Source organism: Williamsia sp. R60, assembly GCF_054063855.1.
Genome location: NZ_JBSSGR010000001.1, coordinates 1,028,831 through 1,055,759, shown reverse-complemented (window position 1 = coordinate 1,055,759; position 26,929 = coordinate 1,028,831). Strand labels below are relative to the sequence as shown.

26 protein-coding genes are annotated in these 26,929 nt (G+C 65.9%); 12 read left to right on the top strand and 14 right to left on the bottom strand.

Annotated elements, in window-relative coordinates:
- Nucleotides 1-24: 24 nt before the first annotated feature.
- Genes ACVWY6_RS04620 through typA form a run of 4 tightly spaced genes read right to left on the bottom strand, consistent with a single transcriptional unit; the run spans nt 25 to nt 5,232 of the window.
- Nucleotides 25-408, bottom strand: a complete 384-nt coding sequence (locus ACVWY6_RS04620) for a facilitated glucose transporter (RefSeq protein WP_457536400.1) — start codon at nt 406-408, stop codon at nt 25-27.
- Nucleotides 408-1,280, bottom strand: coding sequence for an N-acetyl-1-D-myo-inositol-2-amino-2-deoxy-alpha-D-glucopyranoside deacetylase (gene mshB, locus ACVWY6_RS04615; RefSeq protein WP_457536398.1), 873 nt, complete (start codon nt 1,278-1,280; stop codon nt 408-410). Before mshB ends, ACVWY6_RS04620 begins: the two co-directional genes overlap by 1 nt.
- A gap of 16 nt (nt 1,281-1,296) precedes the next feature.
- Nucleotides 1,297-3,273, bottom strand: a complete 1,977-nt coding sequence (locus tag ACVWY6_RS04610) for an ABC transporter family substrate-binding protein (protein WP_457536396.1) — start codon at nt 3,271-3,273, stop codon at nt 1,297-1,299.
- 48 nt (nt 3,274-3,321) lie between these two features.
- Nucleotides 3,322-5,232, bottom strand: coding sequence for a translational GTPase TypA (gene typA / locus ACVWY6_RS04605; protein WP_023963277.1), 1,911 nt, complete (start codon nt 5,230-5,232; stop codon nt 3,322-3,324).
- Nucleotides 5,233-5,405: 173 nt separating this feature from the next.
- Here typA and ACVWY6_RS04600 point away from each other — a divergent pair, with 173 nt between their 5' ends.
- Nucleotides 5,406-5,588: a hypothetical protein gene (locus tag ACVWY6_RS04600; RefSeq protein ID WP_033335720.1), complete on the top strand. Its 183-nt coding sequence runs from the start codon at nt 5,406-5,408 to the stop codon at nt 5,586-5,588.
- Here ACVWY6_RS04600 and ACVWY6_RS04595 read toward each other — a convergent pair.
- The 4 genes from ACVWY6_RS04595 to ACVWY6_RS04580 form a co-directional block, all read right to left on the bottom strand.
- A complete protein-coding gene (locus ACVWY6_RS04595; RefSeq protein ID WP_457536394.1) occupies nt 5,560-5,979 on the bottom strand; it encodes a (deoxy)nucleoside triphosphate pyrophosphohydrolase in 420 nt (139 codons plus the stop codon). The two genes, ACVWY6_RS04600 and ACVWY6_RS04595, sit on opposite strands and share 29 nt — an antisense overlap.
- Nucleotides 5,972-7,018, bottom strand: coding sequence for an ABC transporter ATP-binding protein (locus tag ACVWY6_RS04590; protein ID WP_457536392.1), 1,047 nt, complete (start codon nt 7,016-7,018; stop codon nt 5,972-5,974). Before ACVWY6_RS04590 ends, ACVWY6_RS04595 begins: the two co-directional genes overlap by 8 nt.
- A gap of 1 nt (nt 7,019) precedes the next feature.
- Complete coding sequence (locus tag ACVWY6_RS04585; RefSeq protein ID WP_457536892.1) at nt 7,020-8,564, bottom strand: ABC transporter permease; 1,545 nt, start codon at nt 8,562-8,564, stop codon at nt 7,020-7,022.
- Nucleotides 8,565-8,659: 95 nt separating this feature from the next.
- Nucleotides 8,660-9,691 carry a thiamine ABC transporter substrate-binding protein gene (locus ACVWY6_RS04580; RefSeq protein ID WP_457536391.1) on the bottom strand — a complete coding sequence of 344 codons (1,032 nt, stop codon included), beginning with the start codon at nt 9,689-9,691 and terminating at the stop codon, nt 8,660-8,662.
- Between the two features lie 288 nt (nt 9,692-9,979).
- Here ACVWY6_RS04580 and ACVWY6_RS04575 point away from each other — a divergent pair, with 288 nt between their 5' ends.
- The 4 genes from ACVWY6_RS04575 (at nt 9,980) to ACVWY6_RS04560 (ending at nt 13,845) form a co-directional block, all read left to right on the top strand.
- Nucleotides 9,980-10,789: an Rv1157c family protein gene (locus ACVWY6_RS04575; protein ID WP_030164144.1), complete on the top strand. Its 810-nt coding sequence runs from the start codon at nt 9,980-9,982 to the stop codon at nt 10,787-10,789.
- 245 nt (nt 10,790-11,034) lie between these two features.
- Nucleotides 11,035-11,901: a hypothetical protein gene (locus ACVWY6_RS04570; protein ID WP_457536389.1), complete on the top strand. Its 867-nt coding sequence runs from the start codon at nt 11,035-11,037 to the stop codon at nt 11,899-11,901.
- Between the two features lie 32 nt (nt 11,902-11,933).
- A complete protein-coding gene (locus ACVWY6_RS04565) occupies nt 11,934-13,106 on the top strand; it encodes a lipase family protein (RefSeq protein ID WP_457536387.1) in 1,173 nt (390 codons plus the stop codon).
- Nucleotides 13,107-13,113: 7 nt separating this feature from the next.
- Complete coding sequence (locus ACVWY6_RS04560) at nt 13,114-13,845, top strand: lysoplasmalogenase (protein ID WP_457536386.1); 732 nt, start codon at nt 13,114-13,116, stop codon at nt 13,843-13,845.
- Here ACVWY6_RS04560 and ACVWY6_RS04555 read toward each other — a convergent pair.
- The gene (locus ACVWY6_RS04555; RefSeq protein ID WP_400728054.1) at nt 13,832-14,047 is read right to left on the bottom strand and encodes a PspC domain-containing protein; all 216 of its coding nucleotides are present in this window, start codon (nt 14,045-14,047) and stop codon (nt 13,832-13,834) included. The two genes, ACVWY6_RS04560 and ACVWY6_RS04555, sit on opposite strands and share 14 nt — an antisense overlap.
- Before the next feature lie 161 nt (nt 14,048-14,208).
- Here ACVWY6_RS04555 and ACVWY6_RS04550 point away from each other — a divergent pair, with 161 nt between their 5' ends.
- Complete coding sequence (locus tag ACVWY6_RS04550) at nt 14,209-15,018, top strand: enoyl-CoA hydratase (protein ID WP_457536385.1); 810 nt, start codon at nt 14,209-14,211, stop codon at nt 15,016-15,018.
- A gap of 2 nt (nt 15,019-15,020) precedes the next feature.
- Here the strand turns inward: ACVWY6_RS04550 and ACVWY6_RS04545 are convergent, their stop codons facing one another.
- The gene (locus tag ACVWY6_RS04545; protein ID WP_030164163.1) at nt 15,021-16,502 is read right to left on the bottom strand and encodes a sugar porter family MFS transporter; all 1,482 of its coding nucleotides are present in this window, start codon (nt 16,500-16,502) and stop codon (nt 15,021-15,023) included.
- A gap of 202 nt (nt 16,503-16,704) precedes the next feature.
- Nucleotides 16,705-17,190 (bottom strand): hypothetical protein, encoded by a 486-nt coding sequence (locus ACVWY6_RS04540; protein ID WP_457536382.1) that lies wholly within the window; start codon nt 17,188-17,190, stop codon nt 16,705-16,707.
- A 139-nt stretch (nt 17,191-17,329) separates the two neighbouring features.
- On the opposite strand from ACVWY6_RS04540, the gene ACVWY6_RS04535 reads away from it, so the two are divergent.
- The gene (locus ACVWY6_RS04535) at nt 17,330-17,896 is read left to right on the top strand and encodes an HhH-GPD-type base excision DNA repair protein (protein ID WP_457536381.1); all 567 of its coding nucleotides are present in this window, start codon (nt 17,330-17,332) and stop codon (nt 17,894-17,896) included.
- Nucleotides 17,897-17,936: 40 nt separating this feature from the next.
- On the top strand, nt 17,937-18,680 hold the full coding sequence (locus ACVWY6_RS04530; protein WP_030164170.1) for a hypothetical protein: 744 nt from the start codon (nt 17,937-17,939) through the stop codon (nt 18,678-18,680).
- A 36-nt stretch (nt 18,681-18,716) separates the two neighbouring features.
- Here ACVWY6_RS04530 and ACVWY6_RS04525 read toward each other — a convergent pair whose 3' ends face one another.
- On the bottom strand, nt 18,717-20,057 hold the full coding sequence (locus ACVWY6_RS04525; RefSeq protein WP_457536379.1) for a wax ester/triacylglycerol synthase domain-containing protein: 1,341 nt from the start codon (nt 20,055-20,057) through the stop codon (nt 18,717-18,719).
- 255 nt (nt 20,058-20,312) lie between these two features.
- Here ACVWY6_RS04525 and ACVWY6_RS04520 point away from each other — a divergent pair, with 255 nt between their 5' ends.
- From ACVWY6_RS04520 to ACVWY6_RS04505, 4 genes are all read left to right on the top strand, one after another.
- Complete coding sequence (locus tag ACVWY6_RS04520; protein WP_457536377.1) at nt 20,313-21,929, top strand: aldehyde dehydrogenase (NADP(+)); 1,617 nt, start codon at nt 20,313-20,315, stop codon at nt 21,927-21,929.
- Between the two features lie 29 nt (nt 21,930-21,958).
- Nucleotides 21,959-22,894, top strand: coding sequence for a 5-dehydro-4-deoxyglucarate dehydratase (locus ACVWY6_RS04515; RefSeq protein ID WP_457536375.1), 936 nt, complete (start codon nt 21,959-21,961; stop codon nt 22,892-22,894).
- Entirely contained in the window at nt 22,894-24,165 is a 1,272-nt protein-coding gene (locus tag ACVWY6_RS04510) for a glucarate dehydratase family protein (RefSeq protein ID WP_457536374.1), read from the top strand. Before ACVWY6_RS04515 ends, ACVWY6_RS04510 begins: the two co-directional genes overlap by 1 nt.
- Before the next feature lie 84 nt (nt 24,166-24,249).
- On the top strand, nt 24,250-25,143 hold the full coding sequence (locus tag ACVWY6_RS04505; RefSeq protein WP_023963249.1) for a LysR substrate-binding domain-containing protein: 894 nt from the start codon (nt 24,250-24,252) through the stop codon (nt 25,141-25,143).
- A gap of 21 nt (nt 25,144-25,164) precedes the next feature.
- On the opposite strand, the gene ACVWY6_RS04500 is transcribed toward ACVWY6_RS04505, so the two are convergent.
- Both ACVWY6_RS04500 and ACVWY6_RS04495 read right to left on the bottom strand, forming a co-directional pair.
- Nucleotides 25,165-25,560, bottom strand: a complete 396-nt coding sequence (locus ACVWY6_RS04500) for a universal stress protein (protein ID WP_457536371.1) — start codon at nt 25,558-25,560, stop codon at nt 25,165-25,167.
- The gene (locus tag ACVWY6_RS04495; RefSeq protein ID WP_457536369.1) at nt 25,557-26,603 is read right to left on the bottom strand and encodes a 2-hydroxyacid dehydrogenase; all 1,047 of its coding nucleotides are present in this window, start codon (nt 26,601-26,603) and stop codon (nt 25,557-25,559) included. The genes ACVWY6_RS04500 and ACVWY6_RS04495 overlap by 4 nt, the downstream gene beginning before the upstream one ends.
- Between the last annotated feature and the right edge of the window lie 326 nt (nt 26,604-26,929).

Here is a 26,929-nt window from a genome sequence, read left to right as displayed (position 1 = left end):
AGATAATGCTCCCCGGCTGCCCGATCATTCCCTGGCCCCCGCGACCGGGGTGGCCTTGCCGGGGTCGGCGGCGGGCAACAGTCCGGCGTACGACACGAATGCGGGAACTCCCACACCCAGCCCCAGCAGCGCGAATGCTCGCCAGTCCTGAGGCATCAGAGCATCACCCCCGGGGCCACTTGCGGTGGCCACGAAGAAGGCGAGACCGAACGCGATGAGAGCACCGAATCGGGCCGTGGTCTCGGTGAGCGTCGCGCAACACCACAGCAGGACACAGTTCGCAGCTGCCGCCACCACGGCGCTGATCGGAACCTGTACGGTGCCGATGGTCAGCTGGAGGAACGCCACCGAGGCGATCCCCACCAGGAATCCGTCCAGCCAGAGGAAAACCAGCAGAGCCCTGCGCATCACAGCCCCCCGAACAGATCCGGCTCACGGCCTCCCGGCCCCGTAGGCCCCTGGACCCCGGACACCAAGATGTAGTGTTCCTCGGCGAAGATGGGCTGAATGATGTTGTTGGACAACGCGTACTCGGTACCCGATGCTGACACCGTGACCTGTGTCGCATGAGCGGCAAGTGCCCGGACCTTGTGGTCGTACACCTCTCGCACGTCGATGGCCGTCGTGACCTCGGCATCAGGATGACTGGGCAGCTCTCCCGCCAGCGGCATCCGCCAGCCCGAAGGCACCCGCGTCTGCGCAGAGGCCAGCCCGTCGGCAAGCGCCGATTCCTCGGTCACCGTCCAGTAGTGCTTGCTCACCGTCCACGGCCGGGTCTCCGACGCTGCCGCGAGCTCGATGGCCCGGGCGCAGATCGCATGCACCTGGATGTGGTCGGGATGCCCGTAACTTCCCACCGGGTCGTAACCGACGAGGACCTGCGGACGCGTCTGACAGATCAGCTCGGCCAAGACCTCGGCCGGTATGGTACCGGCGCCGATGAAAGCCCGCGGGTGGTCGTTCGACGGCGCCCCGGCCATACCCGAGTCACGCCACCGGCCGGCGCCGCCCAGAAACACCGGTGCGAGGGATTCGGCCGCCGGAGCGCTCAGCTCCGCCAGGGCCCGTGTCAATTCGCTGATCCGGTAGCCCCCGAGCTGATCGGCACCGCCGTCTGCGGCCAGACCACTCCACTGCTCCCCGATCACCTCTCCCTCCTCACCCAGCGTGCAGGTGACGACGGTGACCTCGGCTCCGTCGGCCAGGTACTTCGCGATTGTGCCGCCGGTGGTAATGGTCTCGTCGTCGGGATGGGCGTGCACGAACAGCAAACGGTTCAAGGTGAGAGTTCTCTTTTCAATTTCCGGTCTGCTGCTGCCAGCCCGCGGACCCACCGAAGATACCCGTCTGAACCGGCCCGGTGACAGGTGCGCCGGTCACCAGCGGCGATACCGCCGTCGTGAGGACGTCCTGATAGACGGGCAGATACACAGATTGGTCGTCGAGGAGTCGCTGGGCGCCGCGGAGATCCTCGGTCGGGTCGTCGGCCGAGATGGCCCGCGCCGACAGGGCCTGCAGTGCCGGGTTGCACAGGCCGGACACGTTGCTGGTGTACCGCGGTTCGGTGCGCTCCTCGGGTGCCTGCGACGAGCTCGACGCCGACTCGGTGGGGCCGGGAGATGGTGTCGCCGACGGGCTGGGACCGGGTTCACCCGAGGCCGATGTCTCCGTGGTCGCCTCGGTACTGAGGCATTCGGTGTTCGATGCCAGTGCGGTGGCAGGCGACTCGCCCGCGCGGCTCCAGCCCACGACTATGTCGACCTGACGGCCGGTCAGAGCCGAGCTGTAGAGGTCGGCGGTGGACAGGCTGACGGTCTCGGCGCGGATTCCCGAGCGGCCCAGCTGGTCCACGATGTTCGCGGCCGCGGCGCCGGTCCGTGGATCGCCGCTGACCGAGGCAACCCGCACGATGAGGGGTTCACCGTCCCGCTCCACCTGCTGGACGCCCACGGGCAGGCGGGGCAGATCGCCGGCTGGGGTCTGCGGGGTGGATGTGCCCGACACGTCAGACGAACCGGGTGCAGTGGTGGTGGTCTCCGTTGTCGTCGAGACCGGCGCATCCGACGGGATCGATTCGTCCGACGGGGTCGGCGGCGGTTCGGCCAACCCCCGGCGATATCCGGCGGCCGATATCCACCCATCGATCTGCTGAGGTGTGGCAACCGTGCGCGGAACCGGGTAATAACCCGGGTCCGACGGTGCGTACACCGAGTTCATGGCCGGCAGCACCTCGGTGTCGTCCGCTCCGGCGTAGGTGACGAGCTGGGTGTCGATGGAACCGAGCACCGCCCGCCGCAGATCCAGATCGGCCATCGAGTCGGTCCGGGTGTTCACCGTGATCCCGAGCGTGCGGGACTGGGCCACCTTCCCGGTCTGGACACCGCCGATGCTGCCGAGGTTGGCGCCCAGGGCCGGCCCGCCGCTGATCGCAGCGACGCGCGTGTCGCCTGAGCGCATCGAATCCGCCACCTGGCTGATGGTGCCGGCGCGCCGGAGGGTCAGCCGATCGACGATTGCCGGCTTGAGCCAGAACCGATCGTTGCGGATCATCCGCACCTCGTCGCGGCTGTGGTCGATGCCGCTGATCGTGAAGGGGCCACCGGACGCCGGGAAGCCGCTGTCCATGCCCGACTGGAAGCCGCCGGGAGCGCCCTTGAGCACATGCGACGGAAGGAGGTCGTTGAACAGCTCCCGCCATGCCGGGTACGGCGCCGCGAAGGTCGCGGTGACCTCTTTGCCACCACCGCCACTGCGGACATCGGTGATCAGCCGGTATCCGGCGGGCGCGGTGACGTTGGGTTGACGTGACATCTGCTGCCAGAGGTAGATGAAGTCCTCTGCGGTGATCGGCAGCCCGTCGGACCACTGGGCGTCCTCGTGGATGCGATAGGTGATCGTGAACGGCGCGGTGCCGGTCACCTCCGCGCTGGTGAGCAGAGCCGGGTCCATCACCCATCCCACCCGCGGGCCGTCGGCGACCGGCCGGAATGAACTGGGCAACGTCATCGCCGCGACCGCCGTGGTCACCGCCGACTGGTCCGCGGCCAGGTGCGGGTTGAAGCCGATACCGATCGAGTCGGTGGCGACGTACAGCACCTGACCCGACGGCTCGGTGGGCTCGGGCGGAACCGAATTGGTCTGCTGCACAGGGGGCGGCGGGTCGGCGACGCACGCCGTGACGAGCATGAGACACGCCGCGACGAGCCCCAAGCACCTCAGCGCGCTGAGCGCCTTGGTATCCAACCGCGATTGTCCGGCAGCGTCGCCCGTCATCAACTCCCCGTCGTCGATCCTTCGCCCGATGTCAGCTCACACAGCGAGTCAGCTGACGCTCTGGTTGCGGGCCTTGGTCTTCGACCGCTCACGTGCGCGGGTGTTCGAGTCGAGGTTGACCTTGCGCACCCGGACGACCTCCGGGGTGACCTCGACGCACTCGTCGTCGGTACAGAACTCCATCGCGGCCTCGAGCTCGAGCTTTATGGGCTTGGCCAGGGTCTCCATCACGTCGGCGGAGGACTGACGCATGTTGGTCAGCTTCTTCTCCTTGGTGACGTTGATGTCGAGGTCCTCCATGCGCGGGTTGATACCCACGACCATGCCCTCGTACGTGTCGGCACCCGGCTCGACGAAGAACGTTCCGCGATCGGCGAGCTGGATCATCGCGAACGGGGTCACCGTTCCCGCGCGGTCGGAGACCAGCGAGCCGGTGTGGCGGGCGCGGATCTCGCCGGCCCACGGCGCGTAGCCGTCGAACACCGCGTTGGCGATACCGGTGCCGCGGGTCTCGGTCAGGAAGTCGGTCCGGAAACCGATCAGTCCGCGGGAGGGCACGATGAACTCCATCCGAACCCAGCCACTGCCGTGGTTGGTCATGTCGCCCATGCGACCCTTGCGGGCCGCCAGCAGCTGAGTGACCGCACCGAGGTACTCCTCGGGGACGTCGATGGTCAGGTGCTCGAACGGCTCGTGGAGCTTGCCGTCGACCTGCTTGGTGACCACCTGCGGCTTGCCGACGGTCAGCTCGAAGCCCTCGCGGCGCATCTGCTCGACGAGGATGGCCAGCGCGAGCTCGCCACGACCCTGGACCTCCCAGGCATCGGGACGGCCGATGTCGAGGACGCGCAGCGAGACGTTACCGATCAGTTCGCTGTCGAGGCGGTCTTTGACCATGCGAGAGGTGAGTTTGTGGCCCTTGACCCGACCGACGAGCGGCGAGGTGTTGGTGCCGATGGTCACCGAGATCGCCGGCTCGTCGACCGTGATCCGTGGCAGCGCGATCGGGTGATCGATGTCGGCGAGGGTGTCGCCGATCATGATGTCCGGCATGCCGGCGACGGCCACGATGTCGCCGGCGACGGCGACCTCGCCAGGCGTCCGCTCGACACCGACGGTGATCAGGAGCTCGGTGATCTTGGCGCGCTCGGTGACGGGTTCGCCGTTGACCTCACGCAGCCAAGCGACGGTCTGGCCCTTCTTCAAGGTGCCGGCGTAGAGACGGACCAGCGCGAGGCGACCGAGGAAGGCCGACGCGTCGAGGTTGGTGACGTGGGCCTGCAGAGGCGCGTCGAGATCGCCCTTGGGGGCCGGCACGTACGACAGCAGAACGTCGAAGAGGGCGTCGAGGTTTTCGCCTTCGGGGACGTTGCCGTTCTCGGGCGCCTTCGTGCTGGCGATACCAGCGCGGCCCGAGGCGTAGAGGACGGGCAGATCGAGGGCCAGTTCGGCGGCCTCGGCAGCTTCGTCATCGACGTCCGAAGCGAGGTCGAGCAACAGATCGTGGCTTTCCTCGACGACCTCGGCGATGCGGGCATCGGGTCGGTCGGTCTTGTTGACCAGCAGGATCACGGGCAGCGAGGCGGCAAGGGCCTTGCGCAGCACGAAGCGGGTCTGCGGCAGCGGACCCTCGGACGCGTCGACCAGGAGCACAACACCGTCGACCATGGACAGGCCGCGTTCGACCTCACCACCGAAGTCAGCGTGGCCGGGGGTGTCGATGACGTTGATGACCACTTCGGTGCCGTCGGGCTGACGACGGTGCACCGCGGTGTTCTTGGCGAGGATCGTGATGCCCTTTTCCCGCTCGAGGTCGCCGGAATCCATCACACGATCGACGAGTTCGGCGCGTTCCTCGAAAACGCCCGATTGCCGCAGCATCGCATCAACCAGGGTGGTTTTCCCGTGGTCGACGTGCGCAACGATCGCGACGTTGCGGAAATTGGGGGCAGCAGTCACTGAAGTTCTCCGGACGTGAAGTGGGCATGTCAAAAAGGTCGAGCGAGGTGCTCAGACCAATACAGGGTATCCGGTACCCCGGTGAGAGCGCCGTCACAGGACACATCGACCCTAGAATTAAGGTGCTGCTAACCTAACTTTTCCGGGTACGCACCGACGCGAAGAGGTCAGCAGTGGGCAAGAAGAAGGCGGCAGATGTCTGCAGCATGAAGGCGAAAAAGAAGTGCTGCCGATCGTCCACCCGGTGCCTTCGCTGCCCCGTGGTGATTCACAAGATGCAGAAGTTCGCTGATCAGGGCATGTCCAACAAGGAACTCACCAAAGCCCTCAAGAAGGTTCGTTCCCGCGCTGCCTGACGGCCAGCAGTTCGATCAGGTCATCTAGCCAGGCAACGTCCGCAGGCACGAGTTCACCCCGCGCCGCCATCGACTCGAGTTCCGGAGTCTCGACCCACCGCACGGCCGAGTGTTCCGCCGGCCGGGGCGACCCCTTGATCAGATCAGCGGCCAGCGCGACCAGGACGAGGTCGGCGCGCAACGGTACGGGGTCCCCTAGTTGCCGACCGACTCGTACCTCGATGCCGAGTTCCTCGCCGAGTTCGCGGCGCAGGGCTTGTTCACGGGTCTCCCCCGCCTCGACCTTTCCGCCCGGCAGTTCCCACAACCCGGCGACCTCCGTGGGATAGGTCCGTTGCGCGAGCAGCAGCCGACCATCCCCGATCACTGCCCCGGCGACGACTTCACGCATCGGCGTCCTCCGTGCTGTGTTCGGTGACGACCGCAAGCCGGTGTGCGTCGAGCGCAATCGCCATCCGATCACCCAACGACACCGCAGCGCTGCTCACGGCATCGACATCGATTCCCGCCACCGACAGCCGCACTCGTGTTCCCTCCGGCAGCGACGCCACATGCCGCACCGTTCCGACGGGCGCCGACTGCCCGGCATCGGCAAGCGGTACGGCCGTGACGGCATCCGGCCGTAGCCCTATTCGCACTCGCCCATCGGGAACATCCAGTGCGACCGCACCGAGGTCGCTGTCCAACACACCCGCACGAACGGTCCCTTGGCAGATGGTTGTGCACCCGATGAACCGAGCGACCCGCTCGTTTCGCGGTGCGCGCCACAACGACGCCGGGTCGTCGTGCTGGATGATCCGGCCCCGGTCCATGACGGCGATGTGGTCGGCCATCAACGCCGCCTCGGTGTGGTCGTGGGTCACCACGATGGTGGGAGTGCCTGTGGCGTCGATGATCTCGGCGATCTCGACGGCGAGTCGTTCACGAAGTTGCCGATCGAGGGCCGAAAGTGGTTCGTCGAGCAACAACAGGCGAGGACGAGGGGCAAGAGCGCGGGCCAGGGCCACCCGCTGCTGCTGCCCACCCGACAACTCGGCGACCTGCCGGTTCCCGTAGCCGGAGAGATCAACCAGGTCGAGCATCTCGGCCACCCGGGCGGCGGTGGCATCTCCACGCCAGCGTCGGGCACGCAATCCGTATCCGATGTTGTCAGCGACGCTGCGTCCGGGCAGCAACTGTCCGTCCTGGAACACCACCCCGAAGTCGCGCCGATGGGTCGCGATCGGCGCCAGATCCGCTCCGTCGAACGTGATCGTGCCGCCGGTCAGTGGTTCCAGGCCGGCGATGGCACGGATGAGGGTGGATTTGCCACATCCCGACGGACCCAGCAGTGCCGTGATGGCCGATCCCTCGGTGCCGATCGACAAGCTGAGGTCGTCGAGGACGGTTTCGGACCGATAACCGACTGTCACAGAGGACAATTGGAGCATCTCAGAACTCGCCTCCCCGTTCTTCGCGACGGACGACCTCGATCAGGGTGACCACCACGGCAGTCACCACCAGCATCATCACCGAGCACGCCATCGCGGTCGCGAAGTTGCCCGACCCGGGCCTGGCAAGGGACGAACCGATCAGTACCGGCACCGTCGTGGTGTCGGGACGAGCAACAAAACTGGTCGCCCCGAACTCCCCGAGCGCAATGACAAAAGCGAAACCCGCTGCAGCGCACAGTGCTCGCCTGATGACCGGGAAGTCGACGGTCCACCACACCCGCCACGGACCGGCTCCCAGGGTGGCCGTCGCCTGACGCAGCCGCCCGTCGATCAGACCCATTGCCGGCACCAGGATCCGGATGACCAGAGGGCACGCGATCAGGGCCTGCACCGCGGGCACGATGGCCGGCGAGGTGCTCACCTCCCGCGGCATCGCGGTCAGGACAACGAGGTACCCGAGGCCGACGGTCACCGCGCTGACCCCCAGCGGGAGCATGGTGATCGCCGTGGCAGCACTGCTCGACCACCCCCTCGCCCGGGAGATGGCAACGGCGCCGGCAAGACCGAGGAGCATCACGATGACCGTCGCCCACGTCGCACTGACCAGCGAATACCGCATGGTGTCCAGTGGTGTCTGACCGTTCACCGACTCCGACAGCGCCCGGTAACCGTCCAGATTCCAGCTCCCACCCACGGTGGGTCGCACCGAGCGCAGCACCAGGATTGCCGGTGGGGCCAGCAGGATCACCCCGGACACCCCGAGGATCGAGCCGATCACCGGCCATTCACGGCCGCGTGGTCGCCTGCGATATCGCGGAGCAGCTGTCGCGCGGGCCCGGCGACCGAGGATCGCGCTGATCGCGACCACCACCGCGACCACGACGATCTGGACCATCGAGAGCGCAACCGCAGCAGGTAGCTGGAAGAAGCCGATTGCCTGCCGGTAGATCTCGGTCTCCAGCGTGTTGAATCTGCCGCCACCGAGTATCAGGATGACCCCGAAGCTGGTCGCGCAGAACAGGAACACCACTGATGCCGCAGAGGCGATGGCCGGGGCCAACGCGGGCAAGGTGATTGTGCGGAACACGCGAACGGGTCCGGCTCCGAGAGTCCGGGCGGCCTGCTCGGAGCGAGGATCTATTCCGGACCACACCGACCCGACCGTGCGCACCACCACTGCGACATTGAAGAACATGTGCGCCAAAAGGATTGCCCAGACCGATGCGGCGAGATCAAGTCCGGCGAGCGGACCGCGATCACCCAGCAGAGCTGAGAACGCAACGCCGACAACAACAGTGGGCAGGACAAAAGGGATGGTGACGAGCACCCTCAGCAGCAGCGCACCCCGGAGTTCATAGGTGGACAGCACCCACGCGAGCGGAAGGCCGATCAGCAGGGTGAGGGCAGTGGACGCGGCCGCCTGCGCGACGGTGAACCACAGCAGGTGTGCGGCGTTGGCGCCATCGAGGAGCTGCCACAGGTTCGACGCGGAGCCGTCGGCGAACGCCCGCTCCGCCAAGGCCACGAGTGGCCAGCCGAACATCACCGCCACGAACACCAGCGGGGCGGCGCCCAGAGCTGTCACCGCCACTCGGCCGGCAATGGCCGAATGTGCCGGCCGAGCCGTCGGCACCTCGATCAGCGGCCCATCACGGTGCGCCACTCCTGTTGCCACGCTTCGCGGTTCGTCGCGATCTCGTCGGCGGGCATGGTTGCGGCGGACTCGGGCTCGGGAGCGTGCTGAGCCCAGTCGGCGGGCAGAGGTATTCCTTCACGGACCGGGTAGACGTACATCGACTCGGGAAGCGCCGCCTGAACGGGCTCACTGATCAAGTAGTCGATGACCTTCTTGGCGCCGTCTTCGTTCGACGCGCCGCGCAGCACGCCGGCGTACTCGATCTGCTCGAAGCAGGTGTCGAGCAAAGCGGTGGTGGTGGGGAGAAACGCGGGCGACGATGCGTAGGAGACGACGATCGGCTTGGAGCCCTTGCCCTCACCCGCGGTGAACTCCTGGTTGTAGGCCTCGGTCCATCCGGGCGCGATGGCCACCTCGTTGTCGCGCAGTCGCTGCCAGTAGCCCTGCCATCCGCCGTTCACCCCATCCGGGTAGGCGGCGATGGTCGCGAGCAGGAACGCCATTCCGGGTGATGACGTGGCGGGATCCATGGCGACGGTCAGCCCGCGGTACCGCGGATCGGTGAGATCGGCCAGGTTCCGGGGTGCGGGCAGGTTGCGGTCGGCGAACCAGGTGTTGTCCACGTTCACGCAGACGTCTCCCCGGTCGACGGCGGTGAGCAGGTTGGGGGGCGGCAACGCGTCGTCGGCGGGTCCGAGCGCGTTGTCGGGGCTGGTGTACTCCACCAGGGCACCGGCGTCGATGACCCGGGACGCGAAGGTGTTGTCGATGCCGTACACGGCGTCGCCGCGAGGCGATCCGGCCGTGAGGGCGACCGAAGAGGACAACTGACCCGCATCGGCTTCTTTGACCACCTTCAGGGTCAGTCCGGTCTGGTCCTCGAAGGTGGCCAGGAGTTCGTCCGGCAGCACAAACGAGTCGTGGGTGAGCAACACCACCTCATCGCTGGTGTCCGAGTCGCCACAGGCGCTCAAGGCGGTCGTGGCGACCGCGGCAGCGATCAGCGCTGCTACGAGTTGATGTCGTCGACGCATCGAGCCTCCAGAGGTGCGGTGGTGCTGGTCATCAATGATCTAACCAGGCACTCGACGAAGCCATCTCGCCCAGTGCTCGAGGTCGTGGCCCGAATGACACATAACAATTGTGTCTCCAGCCCCATGAGTCACTCCAGTAACACGCTATGGTCCCCTGGCGACAGAAATCGATTCTCGCGGCGCGTCCCCCTGTTGGCGGGATGGTCACGGAACGGTTACCGTCAGCACGGCGATTTACACACCAGCCGTCAGATCGCGGGCAATCAACGCAAGATGGGACACCACACAGTGCTATTCAGTGAGCCGACAGGTCGCAGCAGCAAGCGTTCACGCAAGCCGTTGCCCAACCTTTCCGCCCGCCGGGTCGTCACGGCCGTCGCGGTTGCCGCCAGCGCTGCGCTCGCACTGCCGGCCACGGCCTCTGCCGCACCGGCCCCGGCGCCGACACCCAAGGTCAGCGAGGCCACGCTGCAGTCGCTGGGCGCGTTCGTCCCGGCGATCATCGGTTCGGCCGCGACCCCGGGCCCCGACGGCAAGGTCAATGCCGATCTGATGGCGAACGCCAAGACCCTGGCAGCCGACTCCGGACTGCCGCCGGACCTCGCGAAGATCTGGGATCGTGTCATCAGCTTTCTCGAGGGCACCGGCGGTGGCGGTCCCGCCATTCCCACCGGCCCCGGCGCACCCGTGATCCAGCAATTCCTCTACCCGACCCTGGGCAACGGGTGCATTCCCGGAGGCAACTCCGTGGGCACCGCGCTCGCGACCGCAGGACCGCAGCAGGCACCCGCTCCCGGCCCCGCCCGCGGCGAAGCCGGCTTCGTCTACACCAGCCTCGGCACCGGGCCCGCAGTGAACAACAAAGAAGCCCCGCTGACCGTGGCCTGGGTCAACATCGACACCGGCAAGACCGGCCAGCAGAGCCTGCAGCGCAACGAGAAGATCAACGTCGCCGAGGGCCCCGGAACTTTCACCACAATCGCGAAAACCGGTAAAGGCCGGGTCATCTCGGCCATCTACGGCAACGTCACCACAAAGACCGAGGGCAAGGTGGTCAGCTGCACCATCATCCCGACCGTCGGCTTGATGAACATCTAGCCCTCCCCCGCACAGCAACAGGCGCCGACCATCTGGTCGGCGCCTGTTTCTTTTATCATTGCGAACAGTCCCGCCGAGATCCGTTGACCCGCAGGGAAACCGGAACGGTAGCAGTTGCATCACAGGTCGGCGTCGCAGCTTGCCTTCTCCTTGAATCACATGGTTGTGTGTAACAAGCGCACCATTGGCCACATCTGTCACACGGGTAACAGGTGGCCCATCATCATTCTCTTCAAGGGGGAACCATGCCCAGCTCACCAATGCTTCGCCGAGGCGTCGCCGCACTAGCGATCGCAGCGTCCGGGGCGCTGCTGATGCCTGCCCTGGCTTCGGCTGAGCCTGCGGCACCGATCGACACGACCCTCACCGCTCCGAAGCACACCCCCAGCGACGCCGAACTCACCTCGGCGATCGGAACGCTGACGAAGACCTCGGGAGATCCGACCGCCCTGGCCGCGGCGAAAGCACTCCTGGGCGGAACAGGTCAGGTGCCGACCGAGGTCGCCGGCACCGCGGCCACGCCGGCAGCTGACTCCTCGGACATGTTCGGCCTTCTCGCCGAAGCCAACGAGAGCCTGCGCAAGCTCGGCATCCAGAGTTTCATCAACCCGTCGGCGGCCTTCAACTGCACAGCCCCGACCGAATCCAATCCGCTCGGATTGGTCCCCGCAGTAGGTGGAGCGATTCCGGGCCCCTACTTCCTGCCCGGGCTGAAGCTTCCCGAAGGACTCGACGCCAACCTCATCAAAGACGGTGAGACGCTCTTCGGCTTCTTCCCGGCCGGCATCACTGCCGACGGCGCAGCCACCGGAATGCAGGTCGCCTGGTTCAACGTGAACACCCTCAAGGGCGGTTTCGCGGACATGGCGCCGGTGGGCACGACGATCGTCGACCTGCTGATGAAGAACGTCCCAGCCTCCTTCCCGGCCGCAATCCGCACCGCGATCGCCGAGCGCATCTCGGCTGTGGTGAACAACGTCAGCGTCAAGGGTGCCCGCCTGGCACCGGTGGAGACGGGCAACGGCACAGTGTTGTCCGCAGTATTCGGCACCGTCCAGAACGGAAACCGCAGCTGCTTCTTCTTCCCGATGATCGGGATCACCCAGGCGTAGCTCGGTATCAGCGTTTTCTTGTAGGAGAAGTCATGAAAAGTGTTCACACACAAGCACTGCGACGGATGGGTGTCAGCGGTCTGACCGTTGCTGCCCTGGCCGCGACCGTGGCCGCCGCGATCGGGACCGGCGTGGCAGCCGCCGCGCCGACCGCCACCTCGGGCACCGTCCACGCCAACATCGGCCTGCCAGACGACCGCTGGGTCACCGGCGCCGGCAGCGCCGACCGCTTCACGTACTGGACCACCGCGGCCGAGAATCGCAGCGAGATCAGCAGTGCCGCGGTGTACCTGCCGAGAGGCACTGCGCCCGAGGGCGGCTGGCCGGTGATCGCATGGGCGCACGACACCGTCGGCCTGGCCGACAAGTGCGCGCCGTCCTGGTCGGGTAAGACCGAATCCGCCGCCCACTGGAACGACATCACCCCCTGGCTCCGCAAGGGCTACGCCGTGGTCGCCTCGGACTACGCCGGTCTCGGTGTCGAAGGGGCCACGCCGGACCTGCAGGGCGACATCAAGGCACGCAACATCGTCGACGCGGTCAAGGCCGCCCACGACATCACCCCGGACCTGTCCGACGAGTGGATCGTCAACGGGAACGGGAGCGGGGCGACCTCGGCGCTGGCGACTGCGCGCAACGCCATCGCGTGGCAGGGCCCAGAGCTCGACTTCCGGGGCGCGGTGACCACCAGCGTGCCCGCCAACCTGGGCGAACTGGTGCTCAGTGCCGGACCGGGTTTCATCCCCGTGCCGCTGCCCACCGATCTCACCGCCGAGGTGCTCTATGCGATCGCGGGTATCCGCGGCTCGTACCCGGAGCTCAATCTGAACTCCTACCTCAGCACCGAGGGCAAGGCACTCGTGGACAAGGCCCTCAAAGTGTGTTCCGCCGAACTGCAGCGCTCGGTCGCCTCGACCGGTCTCAACGAGTTGTTCACCAAGCCGGTCGCGTCGATCCCGAACATCAGGCCTGTTGTCGCCGCCTATCTCGGTGTTCCCGATCGCGGCTACGACAAGCCGGTGTTCATCGGACAGGGTCTGCTCGACACCACGGTTGTGCTGCCGTACACACTCGACTTCATCAACAGGGTGCAGGCGTCGGGGCAGAACGTGACGGTGCGTACGTATCCGTCCGACGGTCAGGGTACGGCTGCGGCCGCGCTACCTGATGCCTCAGGGTTCGTCGAGAAAGTCTTCGCGGGCTGATCCAGACATGCGGGTGTCCGGCTGGAAGTATCCGGAGCGCAAGACGTTTGCGGTGACCACCGTGTTGGTGGCGGCAGCGGGAGCTGTTCGCCACCGGCCGGTGGTCGCTGTCGTCAAGCCGGCGGCGCTGGGAATGTTGGCCATCACCGTTGCCCGCGGCACGAGGCGACGGGCACCGACGGACAACGCATTGCTGGCCGCCACGATCACCGCCTCGGCGGCCGGCGACTACTTCATGTATCGCGAAGAGTTCGCCGACGGTCCCGGTAAAGACCGGTACATACAGACCGGCGCAACGATGTTCGGCGCGGCACACCTGGCCTACCTGGGTCTGTTCACCCGGCACGGTGCCCGGCCGACACGTCGACGACTGCTCCCCCGGTTCGCGGTGATGAACGAGGTTGCCGCACTGCTGATCCTGAACCAGCCCAGACTGCTGCCCGTGCTCGGTACCTACGGCGCCGCCTTGTCGGTGATGGCGGCCACGGCCGCCGACCCGTACCTGTCGTCGGGCACACGTGGCGATCCCACCCGCCGACTGGCAACGGGTGGGATCCTGTTCATGCTGTCTGATGCGATCCTGATGAATCGCCGGTACCTGTTGCGCGGCAACCTCCCACGGGCAATGAGCGAGGCAACCGTGCTGTCGACCTACTTCGTCGCGCAGATGTTCCTGCTCGACGGCGTCGACTCACTGGCCCAGCGGCGCCATGCCGCAGGCATCGTCAGACCGGCGTGACCCCGCCGGCGGGAACGGTCTTGCCCTGCATCGGCATCACCACCCAGAGAGCCAGGTAAACGACCAGCTGCGGCCCCGGCAGCAGGCACGAGACCACGAATGCCACGCGCACCGCATTCACGTCCCAGCCGTACCGTCGTGCGATGCCGGTGCAGACGCCTCCCAGCATCCTGCCCTCGGAAACCCGAACCAATTCGTCCATGTCATTCCTTTCTGTTCAGTCCCCCAGCGACACCGAGCCGCTCTCACCTGTCCCAATGTATGGACGTCAAGCGCCCCTGCCATCGGGGATCGACCCTGATCTTTGTGGCCGACTTCCCTGATTTGCACCTCAGGGAACGCCGCCCGTGTCACGATGGCGAAATGTCGTATGTCCGGGTGGACCATCCCCGCGAACACATTGCCATGGTGACCTTGGATCGCCCAGAACGCATGAATGCCATGGCTTTTGACGTCATGCTGCCCTTCAAGGAAAAGCTCGAGGAGATCAGTGCGGACAACGCCGTCCGAGCTGTGATCATCACCGGCGCCGGACGCGGGTTCAGTTCTGGCGCCGACCAGAAGTCGGCGGGCAAGATACCCGGGATCGACGGGCTGACCGCCCCCACGATCGCGCTTCGTTCCCTGGAGCTGCTCGACGAGACGATCAAGGCGATCCGCCGCATGCATCAGCCGGTGATCGCCGCTGTCAACGGCGCCGCGATCGGTGGCGGACTGTGTCTGGCGCTGGCATGCGACATCCGTATCGCAGGCGCAGCGGCCTATTTCCGTGCGGCGGGTATCAACAACGGGCTCACCGCAAGCGAGTTGGGTTTGAGTTACCTGTTGCCGCGAGCCGTCGGCAGCTCACACGCCGCGGAGATGATGCTGACCGGATGGGATGTCCACGCCGACGAAGCCGCCCGTATCGGGTTGGTATCGCGAACTGTTCCCGACGCCGACCTGCTCGACGAGTGCTGCCGCGTCGCTGACCGAATCGCCGAATTGTCCCGCCCGGGAATCGAACTGACCAAGAGAACGCTCTGGTCGGGCATGGAGGCCTCGAGCCTCGACGCGCACATGCAGGCCGAAGGCCTCGGCCAGCTCTACGTCCGGTTGCTGACCGCCAACTTCCAAGAAGCGACGGCCGCCCGCAAAGAGGGACGGCCGCCGCTGTTCACCGATTCGCTGTAGCGCTATTTCTCTTTGGCCGCGGCCTTTTCGGCCTTGAGTGCGGCCTCGACGTCGCCGAGGGTGTCCATGTCCTCGAGTTCCATACCCTTGGTCTCGGGAACCTTGAAGTGCACGTAGAAGTACGACACGATCGCGCAGAACGCGAAGAACCCGTAGATCCATGCCAGGCCCAGGCGCGAGTTCAGTTCCGGGAAGAGCAGCGAGATGGTGAAGTTCGCGAGCCAGTTCACACCGGTGCACACACCGAGCGCCACACCACGGATCCGGTTGGGGAACATCTCCCCCAGCATCACCCACATGACCGGACCCCATGTGGCAGCGAACGCGACCACGAACAGGTTGGCACCGATCAGGGCGACCACTCCCCAGTTGTCGGGGAGGGTGATGTCGTCGCCCGAACCTTGCTGCTGGGTGAAGGCCGCGCACGCCAGTATGAGACCGATGGCCATGCCGACCGAACCGATCAGCAGGAGCCTGCGGCGGCCGATGCGGTCGACGAACAGGATCGCCCCGAAGGTCATCACCACGTTGACAACGGCGGTGATCACCGACGTCTTGAACGACTCGCTCTCACTGAATCCGACGGACTGCCACAGCGTTGTGGAGTAGTAGAAGATCGCGTTGATGCCGACGAACTGCTGCAGCACCGCGATCCAGATACCCACCCACACAAGGGGATGCAGACCAAACGAAGGCCCGCGGATGTCCTTGATCGACACGTTGGATTCACGTTTGAGCGTCAGCCGGATCTCTTTGACACGTTCGAGCGGGTTGGGCTCACCGGTCACTTCGGTGAGGATGCGGGCGGCTTCCTCGTCGAGGTTGCTCCCCACCAGGTACCGGGGTGATTCCGGAATCAGTAGGGCCAGAACGCCGTAGACGATGGCAGGGATGACGCCCACCATGAACATCCAGCGCCACGCCTCGATACCGAACCACAGATCGCTCGATGCGCTACCGGCGCTATCGGCGAGCAGCGCATCCGACAGTAGTGCGACGAAGATGCCCATCGTGATGGCCAACTGCTGAAGGGATCCGAGTGCACCGCGGTATCGGGCGGGGGCGATCTCGGCGATGTACGCCGGAGCGATCACCGACGCGATGCCGATACCGAGGCCGCCGATCACACGCCAGATCAACAGGTCTGGAACCGACCACGCCAATCCTGTGCCGATGGACGAGGCAATGAACAGCGCGGAGCCGAGCAGCATCACCTTCTTGCGGCCCCAGATGTCCGCGAGCCGACCGGCGAACCAGGCGCCGAGCGCGCACCCGAGGAGTGCGATGGCGACCGCGAAGCCCTTCATGAACGAGTTGAGCTCAAAATGTGTGCCGATGGATTCGACAGCACCGTTGACCACCGAGCTGTCGAAACCGAAGAGGAATCCGCCGACGGCTGCGGCGACGGTCACACCGATGACCTTGGCGACGTGGGCCTCACCCCCGACCGGCCGGCTGGATCTACTGGCTGCACCTGTGGACATCGGGGGGTACCCACCTTCCGGACGGCGGTCGGCAATCACCGCCGACGACATACGCCAAGAGCTGACGTTACTCCTGTCATGTCAGGCGAGTTCGCAAGTCCCCGAAAGACAGTCGGTCACAAGTCGGTCACCGGCGAGCGGGGCCGGCGCGCGTTTACGCCGCCACGAGATGGGGAACTCCAGCGCGCCACCCGACAGGTGGTCACACCGTTGCAGCGCCACGACAGGTCGACGATTGCGGGTTCACCATGGGCATGAAGGCGAGTGCGCCGATCTTCTGGGTGACGACGTAGGCAACGTGGCCACGACCGGTCGGCAGGGAACCTTCCCAACTGGCCGAACGGCCCCGCGCCGGGATGATCCTCGTCCCACGCGCTCCGGTGGTGGTGTTGACCCAGCGCACGGTCGCCTCGACGTTGTAGTCGAGCAGGAAGCCAGGACGCGAGTTGTTCGCACTGAGGTAGAGGACAGGCCCACGCGCCCCGTCGGGCGGGAAGACGACATCGTTGTACACGTCGATGTCGATCCTGAGCCGGCCCGGCGACCACGGGTCGGCGCTGTCGCAGCGCACGGTGTCCACCAGGTTGGGTTCGGTGTACGGCTCGGCCGAGGATTGGCCGGCGGCCAGCACAGACATCGTGGCCGCGGCAGCCAGGGCCGCCGCCGCAACTCGCGTATGTCTCCACATGACCGACTCCGCTCTCCCCGACCCGGACCGTCCTGTCGAGCATTCAATCACCACCGAGTCACCGGCGATCGGGGTTCGGTGCGACGGGTCCTCGCGCGCGTCGATGTGGGTTGGGTGCCCGGCACTAGACTTCGTGTCCATGACCAGTCTGCACATCACGGGCGACCCGTCCGCCGACGAGTTGCTCAGTACCGATTCCTTCGCGCTGCTGGCCGGGATGTTGCTGGACCAGCAGTTCCCGATGGAGCGAGCATTTGCCGGGCCTGCCAAGGTCAGGGAACGGTTCGGCAATCTCGATCCCGCCGCGATCGCCGCCGCCGAGCCCGACTCGTTTGCCGACCTGTGTGCCACTCCTCCGGCCGTCCACCGCTACGGCAGGTCGATGGCCGGACGTCTGCAGGCCCTGGCCACCATCGTGGTGGAACAGTACGGCGGTGACACCGCCCGGATCTGGAACGAGGCGGCAGACGGTTCGGATCTGGTCAAACGCATCAATGAACTGCCGGGTTTCGGTGCCCAGAAAGCCAAGATCTTCACCGCCCTGCTCGCCAAGCAATGCGGCGTCGCCCCGGCCGGCTGGCAGAAGGCGGTCGGCGACTACAGCAAGGCCGGCTACCGCTCGGTGGCGGACGTGGTGGACGAGGAATCCCTGCAGAAGGTGCGAGCCTTCAAGAAGGAACAGAAGGCAAAGGCCAAAGCAGGGTGATCGGCCACCGGCGTGGAGGGGACGTCTTAGGGTGAACGGCATGGATGCCAGATTGGTGATCGAACTCCCGACCCGGTTGGGATTCGCGATCGCAGGGGCGGCTCTGTCGGCCGTCGAGGCCAGCGTGGCGGTCAGTCGTATCGCCATCGAAAACGTGCAGCACGAGATCACGGTGGCGTTGGGGGTGTCTCAGGGACCTCCCGGCCGCAGTCCCCTTCAATTGATCGGCCAGGTGGCCGAGCTCCTCGAAGACGACCGCTCATTGGGTCGCGTCCTAGCCAGGGGCGGGCCGTTGGAACGCTTGGTGTCCGAGGACGGACTGGTGAACCGGATGCTGTCCGACGACGGCGTGCTCTATCAGATGACCGAAGACGGTGGACCTCTCGATCGCCTCCTCTCTCGTGGTGGCCCGGTAGACCGCCTTCTCGCCGAGGACGGGATCCTCGCGAAGCTGACGACGACGGGCGGTTTGCTCGACCGTCTTGCCGAGGACGAAGGCTTCATGGACCGACTTGTCGCCGAAGAGGGTTTGCTCGAGCAACTCCTGGGCGAGAACGGCGCGATCGAGCGCACCATCGCGCCGGGCGGACCACTGGATCGGTTGACCGAACTCGTCGAGGTGATCGGCGAACTCGCGCCGAACATCCGCAAACTGCAGGAGACGGTGGATCAGCTCAACGATGCCGCCGAAGTCCTCGGCCAGGCCGTGCTCCCGCTGGGCGAACTCGTCGGCCGATTGCCGAAACGGTTGGTACGCACCAAGAACGGAAGCGACGACCACTGACGCCAAGCAACGGGCGGCCGCAGAGGAGCCGGTCGGTCACCGTCCGGCGACGATACGGTTCCATGCGATGGACGCACTCAGCGATTCGAGATAGTCGTCGATGTTCCCGATCGCAGACTCTGCGGCGTGCACACTGATCGCCACCGTGTCGCCGATTCCGTGCACCCCGTGGGTGACGCCCATCGCCGGAGACAGCGCCGGGTAGCCGGCCGTGAACGCAACCGGCGCCCCGCCGAATGTCAGGTCGGCCGGGCCGCGGTTGATGCTCGACACCACCGTGTTCCCGATGACCATGAGTGCGACCGCAGTCGGGTCGAATTGTGTTGTTCCCCAGTACAACAAAGGAGCGGGAACCGCCGCGAAGGCTTCGTCGGCTGCTCGCAACGCGGGATGAGCACCACGTGATCGACGATGCATCAGCGCCTCGGCGATCTGCTCGGTTCTTCGTTCCCATGATGGCGTGGTGCTGAACAGCTCGACACCGACGTTCCGGAAGTGGTTGCGGGCGAGGGGTTTTCCCGGTTTTGCAACAGTCAGCTCCGCACCGAGCGTGGCAGTGTCGACACCCTGACCGGCGAGGTGCTCCGACAACCCCAGCGAGATGGCTGCGAGCGCTCCGACGGTGACGGTGGGCCCTGGAAAGTCGTCGCGGTCACGGACCAGCGTGCGGATCGCGCGGCGACCCTCCGGCCTGTTGTTGGTGGGCAGTGCCGGCCGCACATCGGCCTGCGCGGGCACGGATCCGTCGGCCACGTCCGCGACCAGCCTTCGGTGCGTCACAGCAGCATTCAGCCCTCGCAAACCCAATGAGCCGAGCTGCTTGGGTGTCCGGATCGCCGCGACCGTTGCCGCCCGCACCGTCGAGTAGCCGCTCTCGGGTTTCGCGGCAACGCCGCGGCGCGGTTCTCCGACATCGACGAACAGACTCCTGGCCACGCCCGTCGTACGGCGACCGTCGGCGAGGGCGTGTCCGATCTGCAGGACCACCACTGTCGCCGGTCCCTGGCAGCGGGGAACGTCCCCGACACCCTCGAACACGTGCAGACGCCACACACTGTCGCGGAGATCGAGCTGATCTGCGAACAGATCCTGAACGGCCGCAAGGCAACCCGACCAGGTGGGCTGCGGCAACTGATGCACTGCGACGTGATCTGGTCCGACCCCGTGACGAACCCAGTACGGGTAGTCGAAAGCACAGCCTGGGTCGGCGACCCGCAATGTCAGATCGATGTTCGACGCCGCGCGCCCGAGCACGTCGTCGATGGCCGACTCGAGGTTGCCGACCTCACCGTCGAAGGCGAACAGCAGGAATTGGTCGTTCGGAACTCGACTCGACATCCAGTACATCTGGGCATCGACGGGTGTCATTCGCTCCATCCGACGAACGTACTTCACCGCCGCGAGCAAATCGGGCGTCTGTCTGTCGGCCGCAACTGCCCGCCCACGTCGGTCGATACAACTTGGCTATTGAACACGTCCACATTTGACTTGGACATGAATGAATAAGCGGCCTACGGTCGATGTATGACCCAGGTCACGCCTGCCGTTGGGCGGCGTGGTCTGGGTCGACGACGCAGGTCGGCCGCGATCGCCATGGCCGAACAAGTACGCACAACAGGTAGGAGTCGGCACATGACGACGACAGAAGATCGCGCGACAGAGCAGGCGCAGATGAACACTCTGACCGGGCAGATGATCATCGCGGGCACCTTTGTCACCGGACAGGGCGACACCGTGCACGGGCTCGACCCGGCGACCGGCGACGTCCTCGAACCCGGTTACTCCTACGGGTCCGACAGTGATGTCGACGCCGCATGTGCCGCTGCCGCCGCTGCCTTCGACCGGTATCGGTCGACCACGTCCACCGTCCGCGCCGAATTCCTCGAGGCGATCGCAGAGAACATCGAATCTCTCGGCGACACCCTCGTCGACCGAGCCTGCTCCGAATCAGGTCTACCCCGCCCCAGGATCGCCGGCGAGGTGGGCAGGACCGCAGGACAATTGCGTTTGTTCGCAGGCGTACTGCGAGACGGTGGCTGGAACGGTGCACGCATCGATCCCGCGCAACCCGATCGCACACCGTTGCCGCGCGCCGACATCCGGCAACGCAAGATCCCCCTCGGACCGGTGGCAGTGTTCGGCGCCAGCAACTTCCCCCTCGCATTCTCCGTGGCAGGCGGCGACACGGCCTCGGCTCTCGCCGCCGGCTGCCCGGTGGTCGTGAAGGCACACGACGCTCATCCCGGCACCTCGGAACTGGTCGGTCGCGCCATCACCGAGGCGATCACCCGTACGGGGATGCCTGCCGGAACGTTCTCGCTCCTCTACGGCTCGGGACCGATCCTCGGTACCCGCCTGGTGACAGACCCGAGGATCAAGGCCGTCGGATTCACCGGATCGCGTTCTGGCGGAACCGCTCTGGTCGCTGCCGCCGCAGCCCGCCCCGAGCCCATCCCCGTCTACGCCGAGATGAGTTCGGTCAACCCGGTGTTCCTGATGGAGTCCGCCCTGCGGAACCGGGGCACCGACCTCGGGCAGGCATTCGTGGGGTCGTTGACCGTGGGTGCCGGGCAGTTCTGCACCAACCCCGGCCTGGTCATCGCCGTGGACGGCCCCGCGCTGGATGACTTCGTGCGGTCTGCGAGCGACGCGATCGCCGCGTCGGCCCCAGCACCGATGCTCACCCCCGGCATCGCGAGGTCCTATGCCGACGGCGTCGAGGCGTTGTCGACCGCAGCGACCGCCGAGGCGACGGCCAAGACGACCGACCGGCCGAATACGTGCGGCGCCGCAGTCTTCAGCACCGACGCCGATACGTTCCTGGCATCAGAAGTGTTGCAGGAGGAAGTATTCGGATCGGCCAGTTTGGTGGTCAAATGCGTTGACGCGAACCAGGTGCGCGCCGTCGCGGCACGTCTGGAAGGCCAGCTCACCGCAACGGTGCACTGCGACGACGACGACCTCGTGGCGGCGGGCGAGCTGATGAGTGTCCTCGAACTCAAGGCGGGCCGAATCCTGTTCAACGGCTGGCCCACCGGGGTCGAGGTCGGTCACGCCATGGTCCACGGCGGCCCGTATCCGGCGACGTCCGATTCGCGTTCCACGTCCGTGGGATCGCTTGCCATCGAGCGGTTCCTGCGGCCGGTCGCCTACCAGGACGTCCCACCCGCACTGCTGCCGTCGGCAATCGCCGACGGCAACCCCGATCAGCTGTGGCGCCGCATCGACGGCCGCCTCGTCCAAGACTGACCAACCCCACCCATTCAAGGAGAAATCTGATGCTCGACGGAGTTCTGTTCTTTCCCGTCACCCCGTTCACCCCGTCCGGGGATGTGGACTACACCCTGCTTGCCGAGCACCTCGACAAGGGTGTCGCCGCGGGACCCGGTGGGGTATTCGTTGCCTGCGGCACAGGCGAATTCCATGCTCTGGGGCTCGACGAGTTCAGCAAGATCGTCGCAACGGCGGTCGAGGTCGTGGCCGGACGGGTGCCTGTCTTCGCCGGAGCCGGCGGATCGCTGGTCCAGGCAAAAGAATTCGCGCGTAGCGCCGAGGCCGCGGGCGCCGATGGCATGCTGCTGCTACCGCCGTACCTCGTGACGATGCCGCCCGCCGGGCTCGTGGAGTACACCCGCACCGTCGCTGCCGCCACCGATCTACCGCTCATCGTCTACAACCGCGGTTCGGCCGTCTACAACGAGGCTGCCGCGGTCGAGGTGGCGCAACTGCCCACCGTCATCGGGTTCAAAGACGGAACCGGCGACCTGGACAACGTTGCCCGCATCGTGATGGCCGTCAAGGACGCCCTGGCACCTTCGGGCAAGAACTTCCTGTTCTTCAACGGTCTGCCCACTGCCGAGATCACCCAGCAGGCCTACCGCGCCATCGGCGTCACCCTGTACTCCTCGGCAACCTTCGCGTTTGCCCCTGAGATCGCGCTGGCGTTCTACAACGCCCTGGAGTCCGGGGACCATCAACTCGCAGAAGCTCTGTTGCGCAAGTTCTTCCACCCGCTGGTCCGCCTACGCAACCAGGTCCCCGGTTACGCGGTGTCGATGGTGAAGTTCGGCGTCACGATGGAAGGTCTCGATGCCGGACCGGTTCGCGCACCGCTCGTGCCGCTGACACAGGCGCACCAGCAGGAGCTCATCGAGATCACCGCTGCCGGCCGGGCCGTCCTCGAAGGCGCCCTGTCACCGGCCGTCGCGGTCTGATGCCCACTGGACCGATCCGGATCACCGGCACCCGCATCACACCGGTCGCTTTCGCCGATCCGCCGCTGCTCAACACCGTAGGCGTCCACCAGCCCTTCGCACTCCGGGCGATCATCCAGCTCGACACCGACGCCGGAATCGTCGGGCTGGGCGAAACCTACGCCGACACCGCGCATCTGGCTCGGCTCGAGGCGTCCGCGAAGGCGATCACCGGACACGATGTGTTCGCGCTCAACGCACTGCGAACGACCATCGATGCCACCCTGGGCACGCTGTCGGTCAGCGGCGGGGACGGTGTGGCCGGCATGATCACCACCGCCAGCACCACCGACCGGGTGCTGTCACCCTTCGAGGTCGCGTGCCTCGACATCCAAGGCAAGGCCCTGGGCCGCCCGGTATCTGATCTTCTCGGCGGCGCCGTGCGCACCGCGGTGCCGTTCAGTGCGTACCTGTTCTACAAGTGGGCCGGCCATCCCGGAGCGGACCCCGACGAGTGGGGTGCGGCGCTCGACCCGGAGGGTCTCGTCCGGCAGGCGCAGCGGATGATCGGCACGTACGGATTCAACGCGATCAAGCTCAAGGGCGGCGTGTTTCCTCCCGAGCAGGAGATCGCGGCGATGAAGGCTCTACGGTCGGCATTCCCCGACCTGCCGCTGCGGCTGGACCCCAACGCGGCGTGGACGGTCGAGACCTCGATCGAGGTGGCGTCCGAACTCGCCGGCGTCGTCGAGTACCTCGAAGACCCGACACCAGGCCTGCAGGGCATGGCCGACGTGGCGGCGGAAGCAAAGATGCCTCTGGCCACCAACATGTGCGTGGTTGCCTTCGACCAGCTCGAACCGTCGGTCCGGCAGAACTCGGTGTCCGTGGTTCTCTCCGACCACCACTATTGGGGTGGCCTGCAACGGTCGCGGTTGCTCGCCGGGATCTGTGAGACCTTCGGTCTGGGCCTTTCGATGCATTCCAACTCGCATCTGGGAATCAGTCTCGCCGCCATGGTCCACCTGGCCGCCGCGACGCCCAATCTGTCCTACGCCTGTGACACTCATTGGCCGTGGAAGACCGAAGACGTCGTACGAGCAGGAGCGTTGTCCATCGTCGATGGCGCAGTACCGGTTCCGACGGGACCCGGACTGGGTGTCGAGATCGACGAAGATGCCCTCGCGGCTCTGCACCAGCAGTATCTCGACTGCGGTATCCGGGACCGCGACGACACCGGCTACATGAAAACCATCGACCCGTCGTTCGAGAACACCTGCCCGCGCTGGTGAACCAGCTCGTCCGGCGCTGAACCGGCGGGTACATTGATCCACTGGGCCGCTTACGCGCCCAATTCCGATACCGGGAGTGGATCAATGTTCTCGCTGGCTCGCCTCACCTGCTTCATCGCCGTCGCCGAAGAACTCCATTTCGGCCGAGCTGCCGAACGTCTTCACATGACGCAGCCGCCACTGAGCAGGCAGATCCAGCAACTAGAGAACGAACTCGGGGTGCAACTCGTCGACCGGACCAGTCGTTCGGTCACGCTGACCGCCGCCGGCTCGGCCTTCTTGCCCGACGCCCGCCGCATCGTGCGGCTGTCCGAGAGCGCAGTACTGACCGTGCGCCGGGTACCTGCCGGCGATCTCGGCACGGTCATCATCGGATTCACGGGCGCATCTGCTCATGCAGTACTGCCTCGATTGCTGGCCACCGCCCGTGAGGTACTACCCGACGTCAAACTCGTTCTGCGCGAGATGGTCTCTTCGGCCCAGATCGAGTCACTGTCGGGCGGAGAGCTCGACCTGGGGCTCGTGCGCCCCATCATGACCCGCCCAGGTATCAGCAGCCGGCCGATCCATCATGAGCGGCTGATCGCCGCCTTGCCCGCGGATCACGATCTCATCGATGCCGAGCATCTCACCATCGAGGACTTCGACAACCGTCCCGTGGTGATGTACTCCCCCGTCGACGCCCGCTATTTCCACGAATTGCTGATCAGCACGTTCACCATCGTCGGCGCGACACCGCGTTACGTCCAGTACGTCACCCAGGTGCACACCATGCTGGTGTTGGTCAGGTCCGGTCTCGGGATGGCGCTGGTGCCCGAATCAGCCGCCACCATGCACCCTGAGGGCGTCGTCTTCAAAGAGGTGACAGCGGTTCGAGACCGCCCGGTTCAGATGAATGCCGCATGGCGCCCGGACAATCCGAATCCGGCACTGGCACGGATCATGGAAGACGTTCTACCGCAACGCGAATGGATATGACTTCGAACCGTGAAGCAGTTGTCACACAGCGGAGCGAACCGGGGGTTTGACTGCAGCGACCGGGCACTGCGCGTCGAGCAGAACCCGTTGCATGGCGCTGCCCGTCAGCAACTTGCCAACCGGTGAACGGCGACGGATACCGATCACGATGAGCTCGACGTCGTCGCGATACGACGCGTCGATGAGGTTGTCGGCGTGCGAGAGAGCCGGGTCGTTTGGCTCGATCGCAAAAACCACATCGGCCGCCCCCGCGGCCTGGCGAGCCGCGTCGAGATCCGATTCGAACTCCGGAGACGATCCGCTGTCGTCCTCGGCGATGACCATCAGATCCGTTCCGCGCATGCGTGCCTCGGCGAAGCCGAACAACAACGCACCGCGCCCCTCTGTAGAGGGCACGTAGCTCAGCACAACGCTCATGGGCGCGGCCTTCCTTTCGGTTGAGGTTGCAGAACGGCCGTCCTCAGCGTGCCCTGGGCGAGATACTCATCGAGGTTGGCCAGCGTCAGGGCTTCCATCGCGGCGCGGGTCTCTGTGGTGCCACTGGCGACATGGGGCAGCAGCACCACGTTGTCGAGGCCGACGAGCGCTGCCGGGACATGCGGCTCGTCGGCGAACACGTCGAGACCCGCGCCGGCCAGACCGCCAGACGTGAGCAGGTCGACCAGCGCTTCTTCGTCGACCACGCTGCCCCGCGCCACGTTCACCAGAAAGCCGTTGGGCCCCAACGCCTCGAGGACATCACGATCGACGAGCTGCCGGGTGTGTTCGCCACCTGAGGCCGCCACGACGAGTACGTCCACCGACGACGCCAGTTCGGCCGGCGACGATGAGTACCGATACGCCGAGCCGACTATTTCGCGGCGGTTGTGGTACGCGATGCTGCACCCAAAGCCTCTGAGGCGCTCGGCAATTGCCGAGCCGATTCGGCCGAGTCCGATGATTCCCACGCGGGCGCCGGTCACCTTGCGCGTCAGGCGGAAGTTTCCCTCGTCCGCCCACCGGCCGGCCCGCACGTACCGGTCTGCGGCAGAGAAACCGCGCAGCGTGTCGATGAGCAGTCCCACCGCGGTGTCCGCGACGCAATCGGTGAGGACGTCCGGGGTGTTGCTCACCCCCACGCCCCGCTGCCGGGCAACCTCGACGTCGGTGGTGTCGTAACCGACGCCGAAGTGGATGATCGCGCCGAGGTTCGGCAACTGCGACATCAGTGCCGCGTCGACGCCCGTGCGGCCAGAGGTGACAACAGCGGCGACGGCATCGCCCCGAGTGGCGAGGAAGCCCTCTCTGGAACTGTCGTCCGGGAGCAACAACGCTCCGTAGCCGGCTGCCAGGGACTCAGCGAGCGACGGCTTGAGAGGGCCGACCTGCAGCACCCGTCCCGCCTGGTCCTCCGAGTCGTGATACTGCTGTGGTGCAGCGCTTTTCACAGGTCGTGCCGCGACTGGTGCGACATCGGCCATCGTGCCTCCTGACGACAGGGAAAGACCATCATGGTCTTCTCGAGTTACCCGTACGGTAAGCCGCCTCAGGAATACCTGTCCAACTCGTAAATAACATGGACTGATACCCAAACGGCATCACTGGCTTGGTCGCCGAACGGGCTCGGCGACAAGCAATCCGTAATGCGGCAGGTCAGAGGCTATATTGCAGGTGAGTCGTGTCACCAGATGAGACATCCAGTGACGCCCATCACCGGCAGAAATGGCGGTTTGCAGGCGTTTTGGCCTGTTGACGCCTCCTCGGGGCACTTCTAGGTTGTGGCTACCGTCACAAACGGCCAGCGTCT

Coding starts and splice junctions, on each gene's coding strand:
- ACVWY6_RS04590 (WP_457536392.1), bottom strand. CDS start 7,018: ATGCTCCAATTGTCCTCTGTGACAGTCGGTTATCGGTCCGAAACCGTC.
- ACVWY6_RS04560 (WP_457536386.1), top strand. CDS start 13,114: ATGCGGGTGTCCGGCTGGAAGTATCCGGAGCGCAAGACGTTTGCGGTG.
- ACVWY6_RS04495 (WP_457536369.1), bottom strand. CDS start 26,603: ATGGCCGATGTCGCACCAGTCGCGGCACGACCTGTGAAAAGCGCTGCA.
- ACVWY6_RS04610 (WP_457536396.1), bottom strand. CDS start 3,273: ATGACGGGCGACGCTGCCGGACAATCGCGGTTGGATACCAAGGCGCTC.
- ACVWY6_RS04500 (WP_457536371.1), bottom strand. CDS start 25,560: ATGAGCGTTGTGCTGAGCTACGTGCCCTCTACAGAGGGGCGCGGTGCG.
- ACVWY6_RS04530 (WP_030164170.1), top strand. CDS start 17,937: ATGGATGCCAGATTGGTGATCGAACTCCCGACCCGGTTGGGATTCGCG.
- ACVWY6_RS04620 (WP_457536400.1), bottom strand. CDS start 408: ATGCGCAGGGCTCTGCTGGTTTTCCTCTGGCTGGACGGATTCCTGGTG.
- ACVWY6_RS04510 (WP_457536374.1), top strand. CDS start 22,894: ATGCCCACTGGACCGATCCGGATCACCGGCACCCGCATCACACCGGTC.
- ACVWY6_RS04535 (WP_457536381.1), top strand. CDS start 17,330: ATGACCAGTCTGCACATCACGGGCGACCCGTCCGCCGACGAGTTGCTC.
- ACVWY6_RS04550 (WP_457536385.1), top strand. CDS start 14,209: ATGTCGTATGTCCGGGTGGACCATCCCCGCGAACACATTGCCATGGTG.
- ACVWY6_RS04520 (WP_457536377.1), top strand. CDS start 20,313: ATGACGACGACAGAAGATCGCGCGACAGAGCAGGCGCAGATGAACACT.
- ACVWY6_RS04570 (WP_457536389.1), top strand. CDS start 11,035: ATGCCCAGCTCACCAATGCTTCGCCGAGGCGTCGCCGCACTAGCGATC.
- ACVWY6_RS04580 (WP_457536391.1), bottom strand. CDS start 9,691: ATGCGTCGACGACATCAACTCGTAGCAGCGCTGATCGCTGCCGCGGTC.
- ACVWY6_RS04565 (WP_457536387.1), top strand. CDS start 11,934: ATGAAAAGTGTTCACACACAAGCACTGCGACGGATGGGTGTCAGCGGT.
- ACVWY6_RS04545 (WP_030164163.1), bottom strand. CDS start 16,502: ATGTCCACAGGTGCAGCCAGTAGATCCAGCCGGCCGGTCGGGGGTGAG.
- ACVWY6_RS04585 (WP_457536892.1), bottom strand. CDS start 8,564: ATGTTCGGCTGGCCACTCGTGGCCTTGGCGGAGCGGGCGTTCGCCGAC.
- ACVWY6_RS04505 (WP_023963249.1), top strand. CDS start 24,250: ATGTTCTCGCTGGCTCGCCTCACCTGCTTCATCGCCGTCGCCGAAGAA.
- ACVWY6_RS04555 (WP_400728054.1), bottom strand. CDS start 14,047: ATGGACGAATTGGTTCGGGTTTCCGAGGGCAGGATGCTGGGAGGCGTC.
- ACVWY6_RS04515 (WP_457536375.1), top strand. CDS start 21,959: ATGCTCGACGGAGTTCTGTTCTTTCCCGTCACCCCGTTCACCCCGTCC.
- ACVWY6_RS04595 (WP_457536394.1), bottom strand. CDS start 5,979: ATGCGTGAAGTCGTCGCCGGGGCAGTGATCGGGGATGGTCGGCTGCTG.
- ACVWY6_RS04525 (WP_457536379.1), bottom strand. CDS start 20,057: ATGGAGCGAATGACACCCGTCGATGCCCAGATGTACTGGATGTCGAGT.
- ACVWY6_RS04540 (WP_457536382.1), bottom strand. CDS start 17,190: ATGTGGAGACATACGCGAGTTGCGGCGGCGGCCCTGGCTGCCGCGGCC.